Consider the following 18,410-nt stretch of genomic DNA (forward strand, 5'->3'; position numbering starts at 1 on the left):
ATGAAGCGCGGAAAATTCGACATCACCGTCCTCACCCTCGGTTTTGCCTTTCTTTATATCCCGATCATCATCCTGATCGTTTATTCCTTCAACGCCTCCAAACTGGTGACGGTCTGGGGCGGCTTCTCGCTGCAATGGTACAGGTCCATGTGGTCGAACCAGGGGCTGATGGATGCCGCCTGGGTGACGCTGCGTGTCGGTATCTTAAGCGCCACCATCGGCACCATCCTCGGAACACTGGCGGCCCTGTCGCTTACCCGTTTTGCCCGCTTCCCGGGGCGCGTGCTGTTTTCCGGCATGATCTACGCGCCGCTCGTCATGCCTGAAGTCATTACCGGCCTGTCGCTGCTGCTTTTGTTCGTGGCTGTCGGGGTGGATCGTGGTTTCTGGACGGTGGTCATCGCCCACACCACCTTCACCATGTGTTATGTGGCAATCGTCGTGCAGTCACGCCTGCTCACCTTCGACCGCAGTCTTGAGGAAGCCGCACTTGATCTTGGCTGCCCGCCGGTGAAGACTTTCTTCCGCATCACCCTGCCGTTGATCTTCCCCGCCGTCATCGCCGGCTGGATGCTGGCGTTCACGCTGTCGCTCGACGATCTGGTGATCGCCAGCTTCGCCACAGGCCCCGGCGCAACCACGCTGCCGATCAAGATTTACTCGCAGGTGCGTCTCGGTGTGACGCCGGAAATCAATGCCATCTGCACGATCCTCATCGGCCTTGTGACGATCGGCGTCATCGTCACCTCCATCACGTCCAAACGCACCGAACTGCAGCGGATGCGGGACGAGCACGCTGCCGCCCGCAACTGATTATCGGCTCTGCTTCGATTTCCTCACGTTACTGTTGAAATCGCAATAAAATTAGAAACCTATAATTTAGTTTTGGGACTTTACGGTCTCAAAATAGGAATTATCGTCGGTAATTGCTCGATTTTGGTTTTAACCGCTTGTTAATAGGAGTTGGCGGAAAGTAAACCTAACGCAGGGCTGTCAAATTTCTGACGGCCGGGATTGATAATTTCCATATGGCGAGGTTGTCCCCCTTTCTCTCGTTAAAAAAAGCACAACTAATACAGGCGGCCGAAAGGCCGCCTTTCTTTTTGCCGAGATACCAGGCGCGGCTCAGCTGTTTTCCGGATGATTCATGGATTTCGAGACGAGAAGCACGGGAATAAGCCCGGCGATGATGATGATGATCGCCGGCACGGCGGCATCCTGCACCCTGGAGCGGGATGCATCCTCATAGACTAGTGTGGCAAGCGTGTTGAAACCGAAAGGCCTGAGCAGGATGGTCGCCGGCAGTTCCTTCATGGATTCGATCAGCACGAGCAGAAAAGCAGTCAGAGCCGCCGGCCGCATGTTCGGCAGCAGCACCTTGAACAGCGTTTGTAAACGATTGCGCCCAAGCGTTCGCGAGGCCATGTCGATATGCGGCGAGAGCTTCTGGAAACCGGCATCGAGCGTGCCTTCCGCCATGGTCATGAAGCGCACGCTATGGGCATAGATGATGGCGAAGGCGGTGCCGGAAAGCAGCAACCCGCTTGAAAACCCGAAATGCGACCGAATGAACCCGTCGACGCCATTGTCGAGGCCGGCGAGCGGAATAAGCACGCCGATGGCAAGCACCGTTCCCGGCACGCCATATCCCATGGAACCGAGGCGGGCGACGACTTTCGAGGTGCGCGAGCGCTCGGTTCGAATGGCGTAGGAAAAGATGAAAGCCGCGATCAGGGTGACGAAAGCGGCGGAGAGGGAGACCTCGAGACTGTGGCCCAGCGCTTTCAGAAGTTTCGGCGCAAACAGCGCATCCAGCCGCTTGGCCGCGTAACCGCCGAGCACGATGACGGGAATGAAAAACCCGCTTGCCACCGGCAGGAAACAGAACAGGCTCGCACACCAGCGCCGCCAGCCGGTCAACATCTTCAGCCGGTGGCGCTGCGCCATGCTCGTCGCTTTCGGTGCACCGAAACGCTGTTTCTCACGCGCATTGCGTTCGATGAAGATCAGCGCGCCAACGATGATGAGGATGACTGCGGCGATCTGCGTCGCATTGGCAAGATTGCCGCGATTGAGCCAGGTCTCGTAAATGGTGAAGGTCAGCGTCTGGACACCGAGATATTCGACTGCACCGATATCGTTCAGCGTCTCCATCAAGACGAGCGAAAGCCCGATGGCAATCGCCGGTCGCGCCATCGGCAACTGCACGGAAAAGAACACGCTGAGCGGCTTTGCGCCAAGCGTGCGGGCCGCTTCCGCCGCAAACCGGCCTTGCATGGAAAAGGCGGCGCGGGCCGAAAGATAGACATAGGGGTAAAGCACCGAACTCAGGACGATCACCGCGCCGCCAAGCGAGCGTATGTCAGGAAACCAGTAATCGCGGATGCTGTGATAGTCGAAGGCGGCGCGAATTGCGCTCTGCACCGGGCCGGTGAAATCGAGGAACTCGCCGAAGGCATAGGCGGCAAGATAGGAGGGAATGGCGAGCGGCAGCACGAGTGCTGCAGACAACAGACGCCGCAGCGGAAATTCGAATGTCGTGACGAGCCAGGCGCAGGCAATGCCGAAAAACGCCGTCGTCGCGGCCGTCATCCCCAGCAACATGAACGTGCGAAACCCCGCACGCGGCAGAACATTGGCGAGAAGATGCTGCCATCCTTCCGTGCTGCCGGTGAGCGCCAGCCAGAAGATCGCCAGAATGGGCATGGCGGCAATGGCCGCGACGATGACCGCCGCGACAGGCAGTATCGAAACACGTCTTGTGGCTGGAAGGGAAACCGTCATGGGCATGCGGGCCTGTCTTGCGAAAGCCTTGATCGGCGATCATTACGCCGGTGGCTTTCGCATTGCTACGCCCGCATGACCTCAGTTGGCAAGAACCCGTTGCGACGGAAAGGTGATTTCCACCAGCGTGCCTTCATTCGGCGTCGAGGTGATGGAGAAATTTGCGCGGTTAGCATCCACCATCGCCTTCGTCAGTGGCAGGCCAAGCCCGGTGCCGTCGCCACGCACGCGCTTGCTGGATGATGCCACCTGCCGGAATGGCTTCATGGCCTGTTCCAGCTCCGCCCGCGTCATGCCGATGCCGGTGTCGCGGATGCGCAGCGAGACGCTGCCATTCGCCTCATAGGCCGTAGACACCACGATCTGGCCGCCGGAGGGCGTGAAGCGGATGGCGTTGGACAGGATGTTCAGCACGATCTGCTTGATCGAGCGCAGGTCGGCAACGATCTGCGGCACGGATTGCGACAGTGCGGTGCGGATGATGACACGCTGATTGTTGGCCTGCGGCTGCACCAGCGAGACCGCTTCGGCCACCGTCTCGTTCAGCGGCACGGCGATGAAATCCACATCCATCTGCCCGGCTTCGATCTTGGAAATGTCGAGCAGATCATTGACGATATCGAGCACATGCCGGCCGGAACGGCCGATATCATTGGAATATTCCGCATAACGCGGATGGCCGATCGGCCCGAACCGTTCGGTCGCCATCATGTCGGCAAAACCGATAATGGCGTTGAGCGGTGTGCGTATTTCATGGCTGACGCGGGCCAGAAAATCGGTTTTGTGGGCATTGGCGGTTTCCGCCGCGCGCTTGGCGTTGCGGAGTTCCTCTTCCGTGCGCTTCCACTGGGTGATGTCGCGAATGACGGCGCAATAGCCATGCGAGGATTTAAGCCGCCCGATGGTCATGAACAGCGGCAGGAACCCGCCGGATGCTTCGCGGCCGATCACCTCGCGGCCATCATTCAACACGCTGGCCACACCGTTATTGGCGAGGCCGGAGAGATAATCCAGCACGGCGCGCTGGCTCTCATGCGCAAACAGGGTGACGAAGGGTTTTCCGGCGATTTCGCCATTGTCATAGTTGAACAGCGCGCTGGCGGAACGGTTGAGCGAGCGGATTTCACCGCTGTCTCCCAGCAACACCACGCCGTCGGTAGCGGTTTCCAGAATGGAATGCAGTTCCTCGACCTCGCCCTGCAGCACGGAAACGCTGCCGGCTTCTGCACCCGCTGTCGCTGCCGTATTTTCGTTGGCCGCTGCAACAGGCGTCTGTTTTTCCTCCAGCGGAACCAGCGACAGCATCAGTGCCTTGGTTTCTTCCCAGCGGATGGACTGTAACCGCGCCTTGACCGGAATGATGTCGTTTTCGGCACTGACCACGACCATGCCACCCTCATTGTCAGGCATCTCGTCCAGCTCCTGCCGCTGCAGCAGCGCTTCCAGTCCGCCCACGTCCTGAAGCTCCTCAAGCGAGGTGTAGCCCGTCAGCCGCAGGAAATCCGGGTTGGCGTGGATCAGCCTGTCGCCGGCATGGACAAGAAGCGCCACCGGCATCTGATCCAGCGTCTCGGCCGTCAGTACGCCGGCGGGGCGAGGGGGAGGGCTGACCATCGCAGCGGCAATATCCGCCGTCGGCTGCAGGTCAGTTGCGGTGTCTTCCTTTTCGCCGGTGTCTATTTCAGTCGCCGGCGTGGGGGCAGCAGCCGGCCGCTCACCGCGAACATAGTCAGCGAAAAGGTCGTCCTCTTCCGCCATTTCGGTTGCCTTGGCAGCCTCTTGAAGGTTCTGCGTTTCGTCCACCGGGATTTCCGGCGTGATATCTTCGCGGCTATCCTGTGGAACCGGCTCGGCGGAATGCACCTCTTCGTCCGCTTTGCGGCTCTCGTCCGCAAGCGAGTCGATGGGCGCAAGTGTCCGGCCGATTTCCCGGAAGGCGGCCTGTTCGCCTGCGGTCAGACCCTCGCGGGAGCGTGAGCGGCGCTCTTCCAGATGAACGACCTTGTCGGAATAGGAAGGCTCCGTGTCCGAAGCGGGTGCCGGCGCCGGCGCTTCGAATTCCGCCGGGCTGTCATCGTGACGCTGATCTTCGTTCGTCACCTCGCCAGTGGTGTCGTCAGATTCGACCGGGGTCTCATCGTCACCGGCGGAAACGGCTTCGTCTTCGGCAACGTCATCCTCATCGATAAACGCCAGCAATTCGTGGCTTTCATCCTCGGCATCCGGTTGTGGCGAAGTCTCGGTCGGAAAAACCTCTTCCCCTTCCAGGAAGGTCAGGCCGGTGGCATGTGGATCTTGCGCGGCGTCGGCAAGCCGCACGATGCCGAAACCACGGAAACCGTCGAATTCGCGCGAGCGCGTATAGGTGGGCAGGGCGGCGAGGTCGATCGGCACCATCAGGGAGGTGCCTTCCACCGGCCAATAGATCGTCTTGCCCGACCATGTGTCGCGACGACCGAGTAGTTCGCGAATCTTGCCATCCGGATCAAGGTTAAAAAGTGCGGCCACATCGGCAAAGCCCATGCCTTCGACAGCCGCCGCCTTGGCGCCGACAGCTTCTGCGAATTCATGCGAAATCGAGCTGAAGCGTCCTTCCGCATCGATTTTCCAGACGAAACGGGAGGCGCGCGCGCCGGCATTAAACACAAAAGCCGGTGCTGCTTCTACGGCGTCCGTTTCCGCCGGAATCTCCTCTGCCGCCGGCGCAGCGTCCTGCGCAGTCATGGTTTCGGTGATCTCTTCCGCTGGTACGCTTTCAGCGTCTGCCAATGTCTCTTCAGCATGGTCGTGACCGGCGGCACGGTCGATTACCTGCGCCTCTGCCTCATCCGCATCGAGTTCGAAGAGATCGGCAATATCGTCGGTCATGGCCTCATGCGCGGCGGCATCGGCGTCTTCGACAGGGATTTCCAGCGGGGCCTCGGCCTGCTCTTCTACCGGCAAGGGAAGGGCGTCCAGTTCCTGTTCCGCCACAATCTCGTCTTCGCCATCGGCAGGCAGTTCCGGCACCTCCTCCACATCCTCGATACCGGCAACGGCATCCAGCACGGAATCAAAGGAGGCTGCTGCTGCGACAACAGGTGCGGCCTCCGCAACTGGCAAATCGGGCTGAACGGCAGCCGGGGTTTCCTGCGGCTTGTCTTCAGCAAAGCCATTGACAGGATCGAGCGTACCGAGCGCGGTCTCGACCACGAACATCAGGTTGAGTTCGGGCGACGCCGTGATCTGGCCGGTAGCCGCCGGCAGATAACCCTTGCCTGTTGGCACGGGACGTTTGACGAGATGGCCGGACTGGCCCGCGGCCATGCGCACCAGCGTCCTTGCCGTATGCGGCGTAATACCCAGTGACGAGAAGCGCGGCGAAGCAGCGATAATCTCGTTTTCGCCATTCAGAACCGCCATATGAATATCGGGGTCGTCAAAACCTTCGATCATGCGCCGGGCGCATTCCGCCGTGTCAGGTGCAGTCTGATCGGTAAGGGCGGAAAACAGTATTGCGGGCTGGCCCGGTTCTGCTTCAATGATTTCCGCCCTGGCGGTCACCGCAATGCTGCGGAAACCGGCATTGATGCGAATGGTAAACGGCAGGCTGTCGCCCGCCCGGGAAAGCCGCGCCGCCGTTGCCGCCAGCTGCCGGAAGGTCACATCCTGCCGCTTCGGGCCCTGTTCCAGAAAATCGTAAACCATCGGCGTGCCGAACAAAGCCGCACCCCGGCCGTTGGCCCAAAGGGCGCTCTGAAGGTCGAGCGAAAACAAAGCCATCGCCTCGCCGCGCCCGAAACCTTCACGCACCCGTTCATGCACTGCTATATCGATAAAGGGATACTGGACGGCGGGCATGTCGAAACCTATTCTGGCACTACCGGACCTTACGGGCTTTTCAGCCTCCTCATGAAGCTGAAAGGTAAACCCGCTATGGCACCACGTTAACAGAATTTTAAATAACTTCACAGGCCGGCGGGGTCCACCATCCGGCGGATGAATCGCCAAACAGAGTTAACATGAACAGGCCTCGCCTTCGCCCGTTATCAGTCTCGGTGCAATGAAAGCGCTTGCCTTTCGATGCCTTTTTTCGCAAAATTCACTGAGGCACTTGCAAATGGGGGAAACACCTTTTATGTCACCCCCCGTGACGCCGCTTCGGCGTTTCATGTGCGGTTGTAGCTCAGTTGGTTAGAGCGCAGGTTTGTGGCACCTGAGGTCGGTGGTTCGACCCCACTCAACCGTACCATTCCCTTCTCCCGATAAGTTCAAATGCTACAAGGACTTACCGGGAGATGGGAGTAATTTTTCTCCCAGTCTGATATCCCGGTTTTAAAAGTAGCCGAAAATAATCACAGCGATTGTGGCCGTCGCGCCCGCCTTTTTTGTCGCATGTGAACCCTTGCCGTTTTCGGTTCGGGAAAAACCATTTGGCTAAAATCTCTTGCGCTGGTATTGTCTGCCCAACGAAACCTTATGAAAGCCAGCAGCATAGCGTCTTCGCTTGTGCGCGGCGAAATGGACAAGACAGTGATCGACCCCGGAAACGGCCCAAAGCCGTCGGACCAAGGGGCATCGGTGGCGAACAAAGGGAAAGCGAAGCGATCCCGTCGTGGCAAGAAACACAAGCGTGACGGGAAGCCCCGTGACGCCGCTGTGCTGTCGCATGATGTTGCCGCGGATGTTCCGGCCGGTTCTCCCTACGTGTCGGCTCTCGAGCCGGATGCCGAACCGCGCAAGAGAAAGCGCCGGCGGCGTTCTCGCGGCAAAGGCACGTCCTCCCAGCAGAGTGTGCCTGCATCTGGTGAGCAGGCGCAGGCTCCAATTGTAACGGACGCCACAAATCCATCCTCAGCACCGCCCGGCGGTGTTCGCAAATCGCGCAACCGCAAGCGGGCTCATCGCGATCCGCGTGGTCGTGATCCGCAGGGCCGCCCGCTGGTTCCTTCCCAGGCACCGCGACATGTCGGCAAGCAGAACGGTCGCGTTAACGGGGCTTCACAGGAGCCGCACCGCCAGCAACTGGATTCCGCACGTCAGGCGGGTCGCCAGCACGAGCACGGCCAGGACACGCCGGCGGATATGTATGCGGCGCTCGATCTCGGCACCAATAATTGCCGCCTGCTTATCGCGCAGCCCACACGTCCCGGCCAGTTCCGGGTCGTTGATGCCTTTTCGCGTATCGTCCGGCTGGGCGAGGGGCTGGTGTCCAGCGGCCGGCTTTCAGACGACGCGATGGATCGCGCCGTCGAGGCTCTGAAGGTCTGCTCGGCGAAACTCTCCGGCCGCCCGATAAGGCGCATGCGGCTGATCGCCACCGAAGCCTGCCGTGCCGCCGCCAATGGCGAGGAGTTTTTGGCGCGTGTTACGCGGGAAACGGGGCTGAAACTTGAAATCATCAGCCGCGAGACGGAAGCCCGGCTTGCGGTTTCTGGCTGCGCATCGCTTGTCGGGCGGGAAGCACGCTCCGTTGTGCTGTTCGATATCGGCGGCGGATCTTCGGAAATCGCCGTCATCAAGGTCGGTGAAAACCGCTCGAACCGGCTTGCCAACCACATCACCCACTGGACCTCGCTGCCGGTCGGCGTAGTCACGCTCTCGGAACGCCACGGTGGCCGGGATGTGACGCCCGATGTCTTTGCCGCCATGGTGCGGGAAGTTGAAGGGCTGCTGGACGCGTTCCATTGCCCGCCACTGGCGCCGCATTTGCATCACGAGGATTTCCACCTGATCGGAACATCCGGCACGGTGACGACGCTTGCGGGTGTCCATCTCGATCTGCCGCGCTATGATCGCCGCAAGGTGGATGGCCTCTGGCTGTCCGACGCCGAGGTGACCGCAATGCAGGATAAGTTGCTCGCATGGGATTTCGCCGGCCGCGCCGCCAATGCCTGCATCGGTCCTGACAGGGCCGATCTGGTTCTGGCGGGTTGCGCCATTCTTGAGGCCATTCGCCGCCGCTGGCCGTCACGCCGCATGCGGGTGGCAGATCGTGGCCTGCGCGAAGGGCTTTTGACGGATATGATGGCGGATGACGGCGCATGGCGGCGTAACCGCATAAGGCGCATGCAGATGGTACGGCAGGACAGAACGGAAGGTTTGACATGAGCAAGGCGCCGACAAGCACCAATCGTACCGGCCGGAAGATCGGCCAGAAGGTCAAGAAGACCAAGCTCAAGGCCTCGTCGCGCCGCTGGCTGGAGCGTCATATCAATGACCCCTATGTGCAGCGTGCGAAGCTGGAAGGTTATCGCGCCCGCGCCGCCTTCAAGCTTTTGGAAATCAACGACAAGCATCAGATTCTGAAAGGTGCGACCCGCATCATCGACCTTGGCGCCGCACCCGGAAGCTGGTCGCAGATCGCCTCCAAGGTGACGGATTCGACTGAGGACGATATTCGCGTCGCCGCCATCGATTTCCTCGAAATCGATCCGATCCCCGGCGTCAAGATACTGCAGCTCGACTTCCTCGACCCGACCGCACCGGACCAGCTGATGGAAGCCGTCGGCGGCACGCCCGATCTTGTCCTGTCGGATATGGCGGCGCCAACCACGGGCCACCAGAAGACCGACCACATCCGCACCATGCATCTGTGCGAAGTCGCAGCCGATTTTGCTGTTCAGGTGTTGGCGGAAGGCGGCCATTTCCTGGCCAAGACCTTCCAGGGCGGCACCGAAAAGGCGCTGCTGGATATGCTGAAGAAGAACTTCAAGCAGGTCCTGCACATCAAGCCGGCGTCGTCACGCTCGGAATCGGTCGAGATGTTCCTGCTTGCCAAGCACTTCAAGGGCCGCAAGAACGAGCCCGCTGTCGATGCGGACGCGCAAGAGGCTGCCGAAGACTGATCACTCCGCCGGTTGCGAAACCTTGCCGCGGTGGCCGGAGACGGCCGCGCCTGCCTGTGCGTCCATGCGGATGATCGGCACGACGGCGAACAGCGATACCAGCGCCACGATGGTGAAGGCGATGTGGAAATCGGCAAGTTGCAGATGCGTGCCGGACATCATGCTGCTGACTTCCAGAATGGAGGCGGCGAAAGCCACGCCCAGCGCCAGGCTGATCTGTTGCAGCACCGAGGCCATCGAGGTTGCCTGGCTGGCCTGACTGTCCTCGATATCGGAATAGCTGAGCGCGTTCGATCCGGTGAAGAAGAACGACCGGGCAAATCCTGCGGTGACCAGAAAGATCATGATCAGCGGGTAGGGCGTATCAGGCGTGAAGAAGCTGTTGGCAAGCGTCGTGCAGGCGCCGACAATGCCGGCCCCGATCAGCGTTGACTTGAACCCGGTTGCCGCAAACACCCGCTTGGCCATGAATTTCGTGGTGATCGCGCCAATCGCGCCGGCAAAGGTGATCATGCCCGACTGGAACGGATTGAGTCCGAAGCCGATCTGCAACATCAGCGGCATCAGGAAGGGAATGGCGCCCGTTGAAATACGGAAGATTGTGCCGCCGACGGAAGCCGCCCGGAACGTCGCATTCTGAAAAATGCGGAAATCCAGAATTGGGGCGGGATGGCGCGCGGCGTGGCGCATGTAAAGAAATCCGCAGATGAAACCGATTATCGTCGAGGCGATACCGATGCTCGGCGGCAGGGCCGGAAGGCTGACCACCGACACGCCGAACACCACGCCCGAAGCGGCGATGCCTGACAGCACGAACCCCTTGCCGTCCATCGGCGGCGGGTTGGTGGTCTCGATTTCCGGCAGGAAGATGGTCGAGAGCCAGATGCCGATAATGCCGATCGGGACGTTGATCAGGAAAATCCAGTGCCATGAAAAATAGGTGGTGATGAAGCCGCCAATCGGTGGGCCGGTGAGCGGCCCGACAAGCCCCGGTATCGTCAGCAATGCCATGGCGGAAACGAGTTCACTACGCTTGGTCGTGCGCAGCAGCACGAGGCGCCCGACAGGCGTCATCATCGCCCCGCCCATGCCCTGCAGGAACCGCGAGACGACGAATTCGAACACCGAAGACGAAACCGCGCAACAGATTGACCCGACGACAAAAACGCCGATGGCGAAACGGAAGATTTTCTTCGCGCCGTATTTGTCGGCCATCCAGCCGCTGATGGGAATGAAGATCGCCAGCGCCACCATATAGGCCGTCAGCGCCAGCTTGAGCGTGATCGGTCCGACATTGAGATCTTTCGCAATCGCCGGAAGCGAGGTGGCGATGACGGTGGAGTCCATCTGCTCCATAAAGAGAGCGACTGCCAGGATGAGGGGGATGATGCGGTTCATGGGGCTGCCTGCGGCTTTCCGCTGCGACAAAGGTGTCGCTTGTTCCTCCTACGCCTGATGGGGCCGCTTGCCAACATGTTAATTGTCTATTTCTAACGCTCCGATCAAACCTGCGTGAGGCCGGTTTTCTTGAAACTTTCTCGCTCTATTGTCCGTTGGGTGAGTTCAGTTGGTGATAACGGCCAGTTGGCGAAATCGGAGACAAGATGATGACCCAATCCTTGAGCATGAGCAGACGCGGCCTCATCGGTGCGGCCGGCGCAACCGTCCTCGGCGCGCCGCTGTTGATGGCGCGCACCGCAACGGCCCAGACCAACCAGCCACAGACCTCCATGGAGATAAAACACGCCATGCCGCCGGAAACCAACCGCTTCAAGCTCGGCAATTTCGAGGTGCTCGTCGTGAAGGACGGCGCGCGCGCCGCACCCAATCCGGGAGAGACCTTCGGCACCGACCAGTCGGCGGAGACGGTCGGCAAATTGCTGGAAGACAATTTTCTGCCGAAGGAACAATTCGTCAATTCCTTCTCGCCGGTTCTCGTCAATACCGGCTCAGACCTTGTGTTGTTCGACACCGGCTTCGGCGAGGCCGGCCGTGGCGCCGGCAATGGCCGCCTGATCGAAGGCATGGCGGCGGCCGGTTACACGCCTGAAGATGTGACCGTGGTGGTGCTGACCCACATGCATGGCGACCACATCGGCGGGCTGATGGAAAAGGGCGCACCGGCCTTTTCAAAGGCGCGTTACGTGGTCGGCCAGGCGGAATATGATTTCTGGACGGATGAGAAGCGGGTCGGAACACCTGCCGAGGGTGGGCACAAGGGCGTTATCGCCAACGTCAAGCCGCTGGCGGAAAAAACAACCTTCATCGGTGACGGCGACAATGTGGTGTCCGGCATCACCGGCATTGCGGCCTTCGGCCATTCGCCGGGGCACATGATCTTCCGTATCGAATCGGAAGGCAGGCCGCTGATCCTGACGGCCGATACCGCCAACCACTTCGTCCTGTCGCTGCAAAGGCCGGACTGGGAGGTGAAGTTCGACATGGACAAGGCAGCGGCCGCCGCAACCCGCAAGAAGGTCTATGACATGATCGCCACTGACCGGTTGCCTTTCCTCGGCTATCACATGCCTTTCCCGTCCGTCGGTTATGCGGAAAAGCTGGATACGGGTTATCGTTTCGTGCCGAAATCCTACCAGTTCGACATCTAATGCATGTCGCGCAAAAGTGTTAAGCGGTTTTGCGATAACGACATGCATAAAAACAAGCAGTTAAATCGCGTCTTGTGGAGCAGGGATCCACAAGACGCGCTTTAATATCTGCTGCAATGCAGCAACAGAGAAAGCCCGGAAGTCCATTCCGGGTTTTTTCTATTCCCTTCCTGTCATGAACGTGTTACCAGCCCTCGCCAACTTCCAAGCAATCCTTGCAGGGCGCCGGGGTGAACTTTTCGTTCCGGAACGGCCACGCATTTTCAGTATGAAGGAATTTGGTCATGGCACGCATCATTCAAACACCCACTGGTTTGGACGCTCTCACATTTGACGATGTGTTGCTGCAGCCCGGGCATTCCGAAGTCATGCCGGGGCAGACGAATATCGCCACCCGCATCGCCCGTGATATCGATCTCAACCTGCCGATCCTGTCTTCCGCCATGGATACGGTCACCGAAGGCCGTCTCGCCATCGCCATGGCGCAGGCCGGCGGCATCGGCGTCATCCATCGCAACCTGACCCCCATTGAACAGGCCGAAGAAGTCCGGCAGGTGAAGAAGTTCGAAAGCGGCATGGTCGTCAACCCGGTCACGATCGGCCCGGATGCGACGCTTGCCGAAGCACAGGCCTTGATGAAGGCGCACGGCATTTCCGGCATTCCGGTGGTTGAAAACGGCGGTGCCGGCGGCCACAAGAACGGCCGCCTCGTCGGCATTCTGACCAACCGCGACGTGCGGTTTGCCTCTGATCCGCAGCAGAAAATCTATGAGCTGATGACCCGCGAAAATCTGGTCACGGTCAAGGAAAGCAGCGTCGACCAGCAGGAAGCGCGCCGGCTCCTGCACAAGCACCGCATCGAAAAGCTGCTGGTTGTAGACCCCAAGGGCAATTGCGTCGGCCTCATCACCGTCAAGGATATCGAGAAGTCGCAGCTGAACCCCAACGCCACCAAGGATGCGCAGGGCCGCCTTCGCGCCGCCGCCGCCATCAGCGTTGGTGCCGATGCCATCGAGCGCGCCGAGCGCCTCATCGATGCCGGTGTCGACCTTCTGGTCGTTGACACAGCACATGGCCATTCGCAGCGCGTGCTGGATGCCGTCTCGCAGGTCAAGAAGATGTCGAACTCGGTTCGCATCATCGCCGGTAATGTCGCGACCGCCGATGGCACCAAGGCGCTGATCGATGCCGGCGCGGACGCCGTCAAGGTCGGTATCGGCCCCGGTTCTATCTGCACGACGCGCATCGTCGCCGGTGTCGGCGTGCCGCAGCTGGCGGCCGTCATGGCTTCGGTTGAAGCGGCCAATGCCGCTGATATTCCCGTCATCGCCGATGGCGGCATCAAGTTCTCGGGCGATCTGGCCAAGGCCATCGCCGCCGGCGCGTCCGCCGTCATGATCGGCTCGCTGCTCGCCGGCACGGATGAAAGCCCGGGCGAAGTGTTCCTCTATCAGGGCCGTTCCTTCAAGGCCTATCGCGGCATGGGCTCCGTTGGCGCCATGGCCCGCGGTTCGGCTGACCGTTATTTCCAGGCGGAAGTGCGCGATACGCTGAAGCTCGTGCCTGAAGGCATCGAAGGTCAGGTGCCCTACAAGGGGCCGGTCTCCGGCGTTCTGCACCAGCTGGCCGGTGGCCTGAAGGCCGCCATGGGTTATGTCGGCGGCAGCAACATCAAGGAATTCCAGGAGCGCGCCACCTTCGTGCGTATCTCCAGCGCCGGCTTACGTGAAAGCCACGCCCATGACGTGACGATCACCCGCGAAAGCCCGAACTATCCCGGCGCGGTTTGATCTTTCGAACCGAATCCGTAAAAAGATAGACTGAGTATTTGGCGCTCCCCGATTCCAGCCGGATCGGGGAGCGTTTTCACGATTGGGAGAGAAAGCATGTCACCAACGACCGCAATGTTCTGGCCGATGATCGCCCATGTCTTTCTCGTTTTCTGGCTCTACGGACTGCTGATCGTTCGGCGCAACAAATACACCTTCAAGGATCGCGAATCGGCGATCAAGCTGCGCGACCGGGGCGAAGAGGCGCGCGAGAGCTATCTGGTGAACCGCAACATCGCCAACCAGTTCGAACTGCCTGTCCTGTTCCACATCGCCTGCCTGCTGCTTTACATCACCGATGCGGACAATATCGTCACCATCGTGCTGGCCTGGCTGTTCGTGCTTTCGCGTTACGCCCATTCCTATGTTCATGTCACCAGCAACCGCCTGCGTCAGCGCGGCGCATTGTTCGGCATCGGCTTTGCGCTTGTGGTCTGCCTGTGGGGCTGGCTCGCCATCTGGTTGGCTCTGGAGTGAAACAGCATCGTCAGGTTGCTCCATAAGTGAGACAGTCGACGCCTCCAAAATAAGCCGATTTGCGATGGGTCAATTCCATGACGCCCCATCCCCGCTAATCTCTGCCCGCCGTCGAGGATTTCAGGCGAGCAGAGATTGAGGAGTATGTCATGGCAAAAACAATGAAGGCAGCCGTCGTCCGCGCGTTTGGGAAACCGCTGACCATCGAGGAAGTGGCGATACCGGATCCCGGCCCCGGTGAGATTCTCATCAACTACAAGGCGACGGGCGTTTGCCACACCGATCTGCACGCCGCAACGGGTGATTGGCCGGTCAAACCCAACCCGCCCTTCATTCCCGGCCATGAGGGTGCCGGTTATGTCGCAAAAATCGGCGCTGGCGTCACCGGCATCAAGGAAGGTGACCGCGCTGGCACGCCCTGGCTCTACACCGCCTGCGGCTGCTGCATCCCCTGCCGCACCGGCTGGGAAACCTTGTGCCCGAGCCAGAAGAATTCCGGTTATTCCGTCAATGGCAGCTTTGCCGAATATGGCCTTGCCGATCCGAAATTTGTCGGCCGCCTGCCGGATAATCTCGATTTTGGCCCGGCCGCACCCGTGCTTTGCGCCGGCGTCACTGTCTATAAGGGTCTGAAGGAAACCGAAGTCAGGCCCGGTGAATGGGTGGTCATTTCAGGCATTGGCGGCCTTGGTCACATGGCCGTGCAATATGCCAAGGCAATGGGCATGCATGTCGTTGCCGCTGATATTTTCGATGACAAGCTGGCGCTTGCGAAAAAACTCGGAGCCGATGTCACCGTCAACGGCCGTGCGCCTGACGCGGTGGAGCAGGTGCAGAAGGCAACCGGTGGTGTCCATGGCGCGCTGGTGACGGCGGTTTCGCCGAAGGCCATGGAGCAGGCTTATGGCTTCCTGCGCTCCAAGGGCACCATGGCGCTTGTCGGCCTGCCGCCGGGCTTCATCTCCATTCCGGTGTTTGACACGGTGCTGAAGCGCATCACGGTGCGTGGCTCCATCGTCGGCACACGCCAGGATCTGGAGGAGGCGCTGACCTTCGCCGGTGAAGGCAAGGTGGCCGCCCACTTCTCCTGGGACAAGCTGGAAAATATCAACGATATCTTCCATCGCATGGAAGAGGGCAAGATCGACGGCCGTATCGTCGTGGACCTCGCCGCCTGAGGCAAATGACAGGGCCTGCGGCGCTCACGCAAAAGTGTGGCGCCGCCGCCGCCCGCTGCGTTCCCCGCAGGACGATCTGCGTTATCCTGCCCGTCACATCCGCGTTCAAGGAGGACAGGCGATGGACAAGCCCAAGATTACGCAGGCCATGATCGACGCTTACGATGAATACACCCATCTCAGCCTCGACCGCCGCAAATTCATGGAAAAGCTCACCTTGCTCGCCGGCTCGGGCGCGGCTGCGGCGGCCATAGCACCGCTCCTTTCAGCCAACAGCGCCCACGCCGCCATCGTCGCGCCTGACGATGCGGGGATCGTCGCGGAGGACGTGACCTATCCCGCTCCCGGTGGTGAGATGAAGGGTTATCTCGTCACGCCGAAATCGGTATCGGGGCCGATCGGCTCCGTCATCGTCATCCACGAGAACCGGGGCCTCAACGACCATATCCGCGATGTAGCAAGGCGTGTAGCGCTTGCCGGTTTCCGGGCGCTGGCCGTCGATTTCCTCTCGCCGCAGGGCGGCACGCCCTCGGATGAGGAGAAGGCGCGGCAGATGTTCAGCGGCCTGGATATGGACGCGACCGTCGCCAATGCCGAAGCGGGCCGGGTCTGGCTTGCGGCAAGGCAGGGGGCCAACGGCAAGGTCGGCGCGGTCGGCTTCTGCTGGGGCGGCGGGCTGGTCAACCGTCTCGCCACCAAATCGGCCGGCCTCAATGCCGGCGTCGCCTATTACGGCCAGCAGGCCCCGGCGGCCGACGTGCCAGCCATCAAGGCGCCCTTGCTTTTGCAATATGCGGGTCTCGATGAACGTATCAATGCCGGCATCGATGCCTATAAGAAGGCACTGGAGGAAAACGGCAAGACCTTTGAGATTTTCGTCTATGACGGCGTCAACCATGCCTTCAACAACGATACGTCCTCGGCGCGATATGATAAGGCGGCGGCTGACCTCGCCTGGGGGCGGACGGTGGAATTTTTCAAGAAATATCTGGCGTGATTGGTTTTTGGCGGCGCCGGTTTGAAGGCGCAGGATGTTGGTCATCGTCAAGGGCGCGTGGGGCTTTACCCCCCTCTGCCCTGCCGGGCATCTCCCCCTCAAGGGGGGAGATCGGCAGGAGGGGCTACCGCCACTTCACTCTCAACGTTGAGATTGTCTAGACCTAGCCGCGAGTCGATCTCCCCCCTTGAGGGGGAGATGCCCGGCAGGGCAGAGGGGGAGTGAAGCCCCACGCACCTTTGGTCCAATCTCAGGGGATGCTCTAAACCCCACCACCCCCACGCTTCAAATGTTCATCCAGCCTCGGCATGATTTCCACGAAATTGCAGGGCAGGTGGCGATAATCGAGCTGGGCTTTCAGAATGCCGTCCCAGGCATCCTTGCAGGCACCCGGCGAGCCGGGCAGCACGAAAATAAAGGTGGCGTTCGCCACGCCGCCGGTCGCGCGTGACTGGATGGTGGCGGTGCCGATCTTGTCATAGGAAATGCGATGGAAAAGCGCGGAAAAACCGTCCATGCGCTTTTCGAACAGCGGTTCCAGCGCCTCGGGCGTCACGTCGCGGCCGGTAAAGCCGGTGCCGCCGGTGGTGATCACCACGTCTACGCCGGTGGCAAGCGTCCAGTCCCGCACCGTGTTGAAAATGGCTTGCCGGTCATCCGGCACGATGGCGCGGGCGGCGAGGCGGTGTCCCGCTTCCTCAAGCCTTGCAACGAGCGTGTCGCCGGATTTGTCATTTTCCAGCGTGCGGCTATCCGACACGGTCAAAACCGCAATGCCAAGGGGAATGAAGGGTCTTTCGCCTGCCATGACCTAATCCTCAAATGGTTCGAGTCGCCTGAAAATACCAGCCGGGGCGTTTCTTCCTAAGCGATGTTTCCGCCTTGCGGGCGGCATCGAAGGAATGGAAAATCCCAAAGCAGGTCGCACCCGAACCGGACATGCGGACAAGCGCGGCACCTTCCTGTGACAGCATGCCGATGATCTCGCCGATCTCCGGCAGCAATGTCTGCGCGGGCGGTTGCAGATCGTTGCGGCTTTGCGCCAGAAAATCCACCCAGCCAATTGTCGCATGTGCCGGCAGGCGGGGATTGGTTTTGTTTTGCAGGCGTCGGAATATATCCGGTGTCGCGACGGCTTTCAGCGGATTGGCGAGAACCAGAAACAGGCAGGGCAGATCGGAGACCGGTTCGATCTCCTCGCCAATGCCGCGTGCGATGAGGGGCTGGCTTTCAAGGCACATGGGAACATCCGCGCCGAGTGTGAGCGCGAGCGATGCCAGCCTTTCCGGCTCAATCGTAACCTGCCAGTGTCGCAACAACGCCCGCAACGTCGCCGCCGCATCCGCCGAACCGCCGCCGATGCCGGAGGCGACCGGAAGGTTCTTCTCGAGGTGAATGGCAACCGGACGGCCTGGCTGACCCGTGGCCGCAAGCGCATCACGCAGCCTGTCCCGGGCGCGGGTGACGAGATTGTCGCCGCGATCGTCCGTGCGCAGGAGATCGCCAAAAGGGCCGGAGATCGAGAGGGTGTCGGTATCGGCGTCACGAATGAGAATGGTGTCGCCGGCCTGGGTAAATGTCACCAGCGTTTCGAGCAGATGATAACCATCCGCCCGCTGGCCGGTCACATGCAGTGCCAGATTGATTTTTGCCGGGGCCGCCTCGATGGTCTCGGCCGCCCCGGAAACCTCATGCACACGCATGCGGCA

General features: G+C 60.5%; 13 protein-coding genes and 1 tRNA gene. 9 read left to right on the forward strand and 5 right to left on the reverse strand.

The window, feature by feature from the left end; translation table 11 throughout:
- On the forward strand, positions 1–813 hold the full coding sequence (locus QSV77_RS01230; protein ID WP_046800630.1) for an ABC transporter permease: 813 nt from the start codon (positions 1–3) through the stop codon (positions 811–813).
- A gap of 312 nt (positions 814–1,125) precedes the next feature.
- Here QSV77_RS01230 and QSV77_RS01235 read toward each other — a convergent pair whose 3' ends face one another.
- Both QSV77_RS01235 and QSV77_RS01240 read right to left on the reverse strand, forming a co-directional pair.
- Positions 1,126–2,790 (reverse strand): iron ABC transporter permease, encoded by a 1,665-nt coding sequence (locus tag QSV77_RS01235; protein ID WP_302732287.1) that lies wholly within the window; start codon positions 2,788–2,790, stop codon positions 1,126–1,128.
- Positions 2,791–2,865: 75 nt separating this feature from the next.
- Positions 2,866–6,624, reverse strand: a complete 3,759-nt coding sequence (locus QSV77_RS01240) for an ATP-binding protein (protein ID WP_302732288.1) — start codon at positions 6,622–6,624, stop codon at positions 2,866–2,868.
- Positions 6,625–6,938: 314 nt separating this feature from the next.
- On the opposite strand from QSV77_RS01240, the gene QSV77_RS01245 reads away from it, so the two are divergent.
- The 3 genes from QSV77_RS01245 to QSV77_RS01255 all read left to right on the forward strand — a co-directional run bounded on the left by QSV77_RS01245 (position 6,939) and on the right by QSV77_RS01255 (position 9,611).
- Positions 6,939–7,015, forward strand: a tRNA-His gene (locus QSV77_RS01245).
- 227 nt (positions 7,016–7,242) lie between these two features.
- Complete coding sequence (locus QSV77_RS01250) at positions 7,243–8,874, forward strand: Ppx/GppA phosphatase family protein (RefSeq protein WP_302732289.1); 1,632 nt, start codon at positions 7,243–7,245, stop codon at positions 8,872–8,874.
- Complete coding sequence (locus tag QSV77_RS01255; protein ID WP_142841202.1) at positions 8,871–9,611, forward strand: RlmE family RNA methyltransferase; 741 nt, start codon at positions 8,871–8,873, stop codon at positions 9,609–9,611. The genes QSV77_RS01250 and QSV77_RS01255 overlap by 4 nt, the downstream gene beginning before the upstream one ends.
- Here QSV77_RS01255 and QSV77_RS01260 read toward each other — a convergent pair whose 3' ends face one another.
- The gene (locus QSV77_RS01260) at positions 9,612–11,009 is read right to left on the reverse strand and encodes an MDR family MFS transporter (RefSeq protein WP_142841204.1); all 1,398 of its coding nucleotides are present in this window, start codon (positions 11,007–11,009) and stop codon (positions 9,612–9,614) included.
- Positions 11,010–11,218: 209 nt separating this feature from the next.
- Here QSV77_RS01260 and QSV77_RS01265 point away from each other — a divergent pair, with 209 nt between their 5' ends.
- The 5 genes from QSV77_RS01265 (at position 11,219) to QSV77_RS01285 (ending at position 16,701) form a co-directional block, all read left to right on the forward strand.
- A complete protein-coding gene (locus tag QSV77_RS01265; RefSeq protein WP_302732290.1) occupies positions 11,219–12,220 on the forward strand; it encodes an MBL fold metallo-hydrolase in 1,002 nt (333 codons plus the stop codon).
- A gap of 284 nt (positions 12,221–12,504) precedes the next feature.
- The gene (guaB, locus tag QSV77_RS01270; RefSeq protein WP_142841206.1) at positions 12,505–14,010 is read left to right on the forward strand and encodes an IMP dehydrogenase; all 1,506 of its coding nucleotides are present in this window, start codon (positions 12,505–12,507) and stop codon (positions 14,008–14,010) included.
- Positions 14,011–14,124: 114 nt separating this feature from the next.
- The gene (locus QSV77_RS01275; RefSeq protein ID WP_161991334.1) at positions 14,125–14,526 is read left to right on the forward strand and encodes an MAPEG family protein; all 402 of its coding nucleotides are present in this window, start codon (positions 14,125–14,127) and stop codon (positions 14,524–14,526) included.
- Positions 14,527–14,675: 149 nt separating this feature from the next.
- The gene (adhP, locus tag QSV77_RS01280; RefSeq protein WP_110755438.1) at positions 14,676–15,704 is read left to right on the forward strand and encodes an alcohol dehydrogenase AdhP; all 1,029 of its coding nucleotides are present in this window, start codon (positions 14,676–14,678) and stop codon (positions 15,702–15,704) included.
- A 121-nt stretch (positions 15,705–15,825) separates the two neighbouring features.
- Complete coding sequence (locus tag QSV77_RS01285) at positions 15,826–16,701, forward strand: dienelactone hydrolase family protein (protein ID WP_302732291.1); 876 nt, start codon at positions 15,826–15,828, stop codon at positions 16,699–16,701.
- A 262-nt stretch (positions 16,702–16,963) separates the two neighbouring features.
- On the opposite strand, the gene moaB is transcribed toward QSV77_RS01285, so the two are convergent.
- Both moaB and QSV77_RS01295 read right to left on the reverse strand, forming a co-directional pair.
- Positions 16,964–17,509, reverse strand: coding sequence for a molybdenum cofactor biosynthesis protein B (moaB, locus tag QSV77_RS01290; protein ID WP_142841212.1), 546 nt, complete (start codon positions 17,507–17,509; stop codon positions 16,964–16,966).
- A 10-nt stretch (positions 17,510–17,519) separates the two neighbouring features.
- On the reverse strand, positions 17,520–18,404 hold the full coding sequence (locus QSV77_RS01295) for a 4-(cytidine 5'-diphospho)-2-C-methyl-D-erythritol kinase (protein ID WP_302732292.1): 885 nt from the start codon (positions 18,402–18,404) through the stop codon (positions 17,520–17,522).
- Positions 18,405–18,410 lie beyond the last annotated feature (6 nt).

The organism is Agrobacterium sp. V1 (genome assembly GCF_030518355.1).
In the GTDB taxonomy this organism is placed as follows: domain Bacteria; phylum Pseudomonadota; class Alphaproteobacteria; order Rhizobiales; family Rhizobiaceae; genus Agrobacterium; species Agrobacterium cucumeris.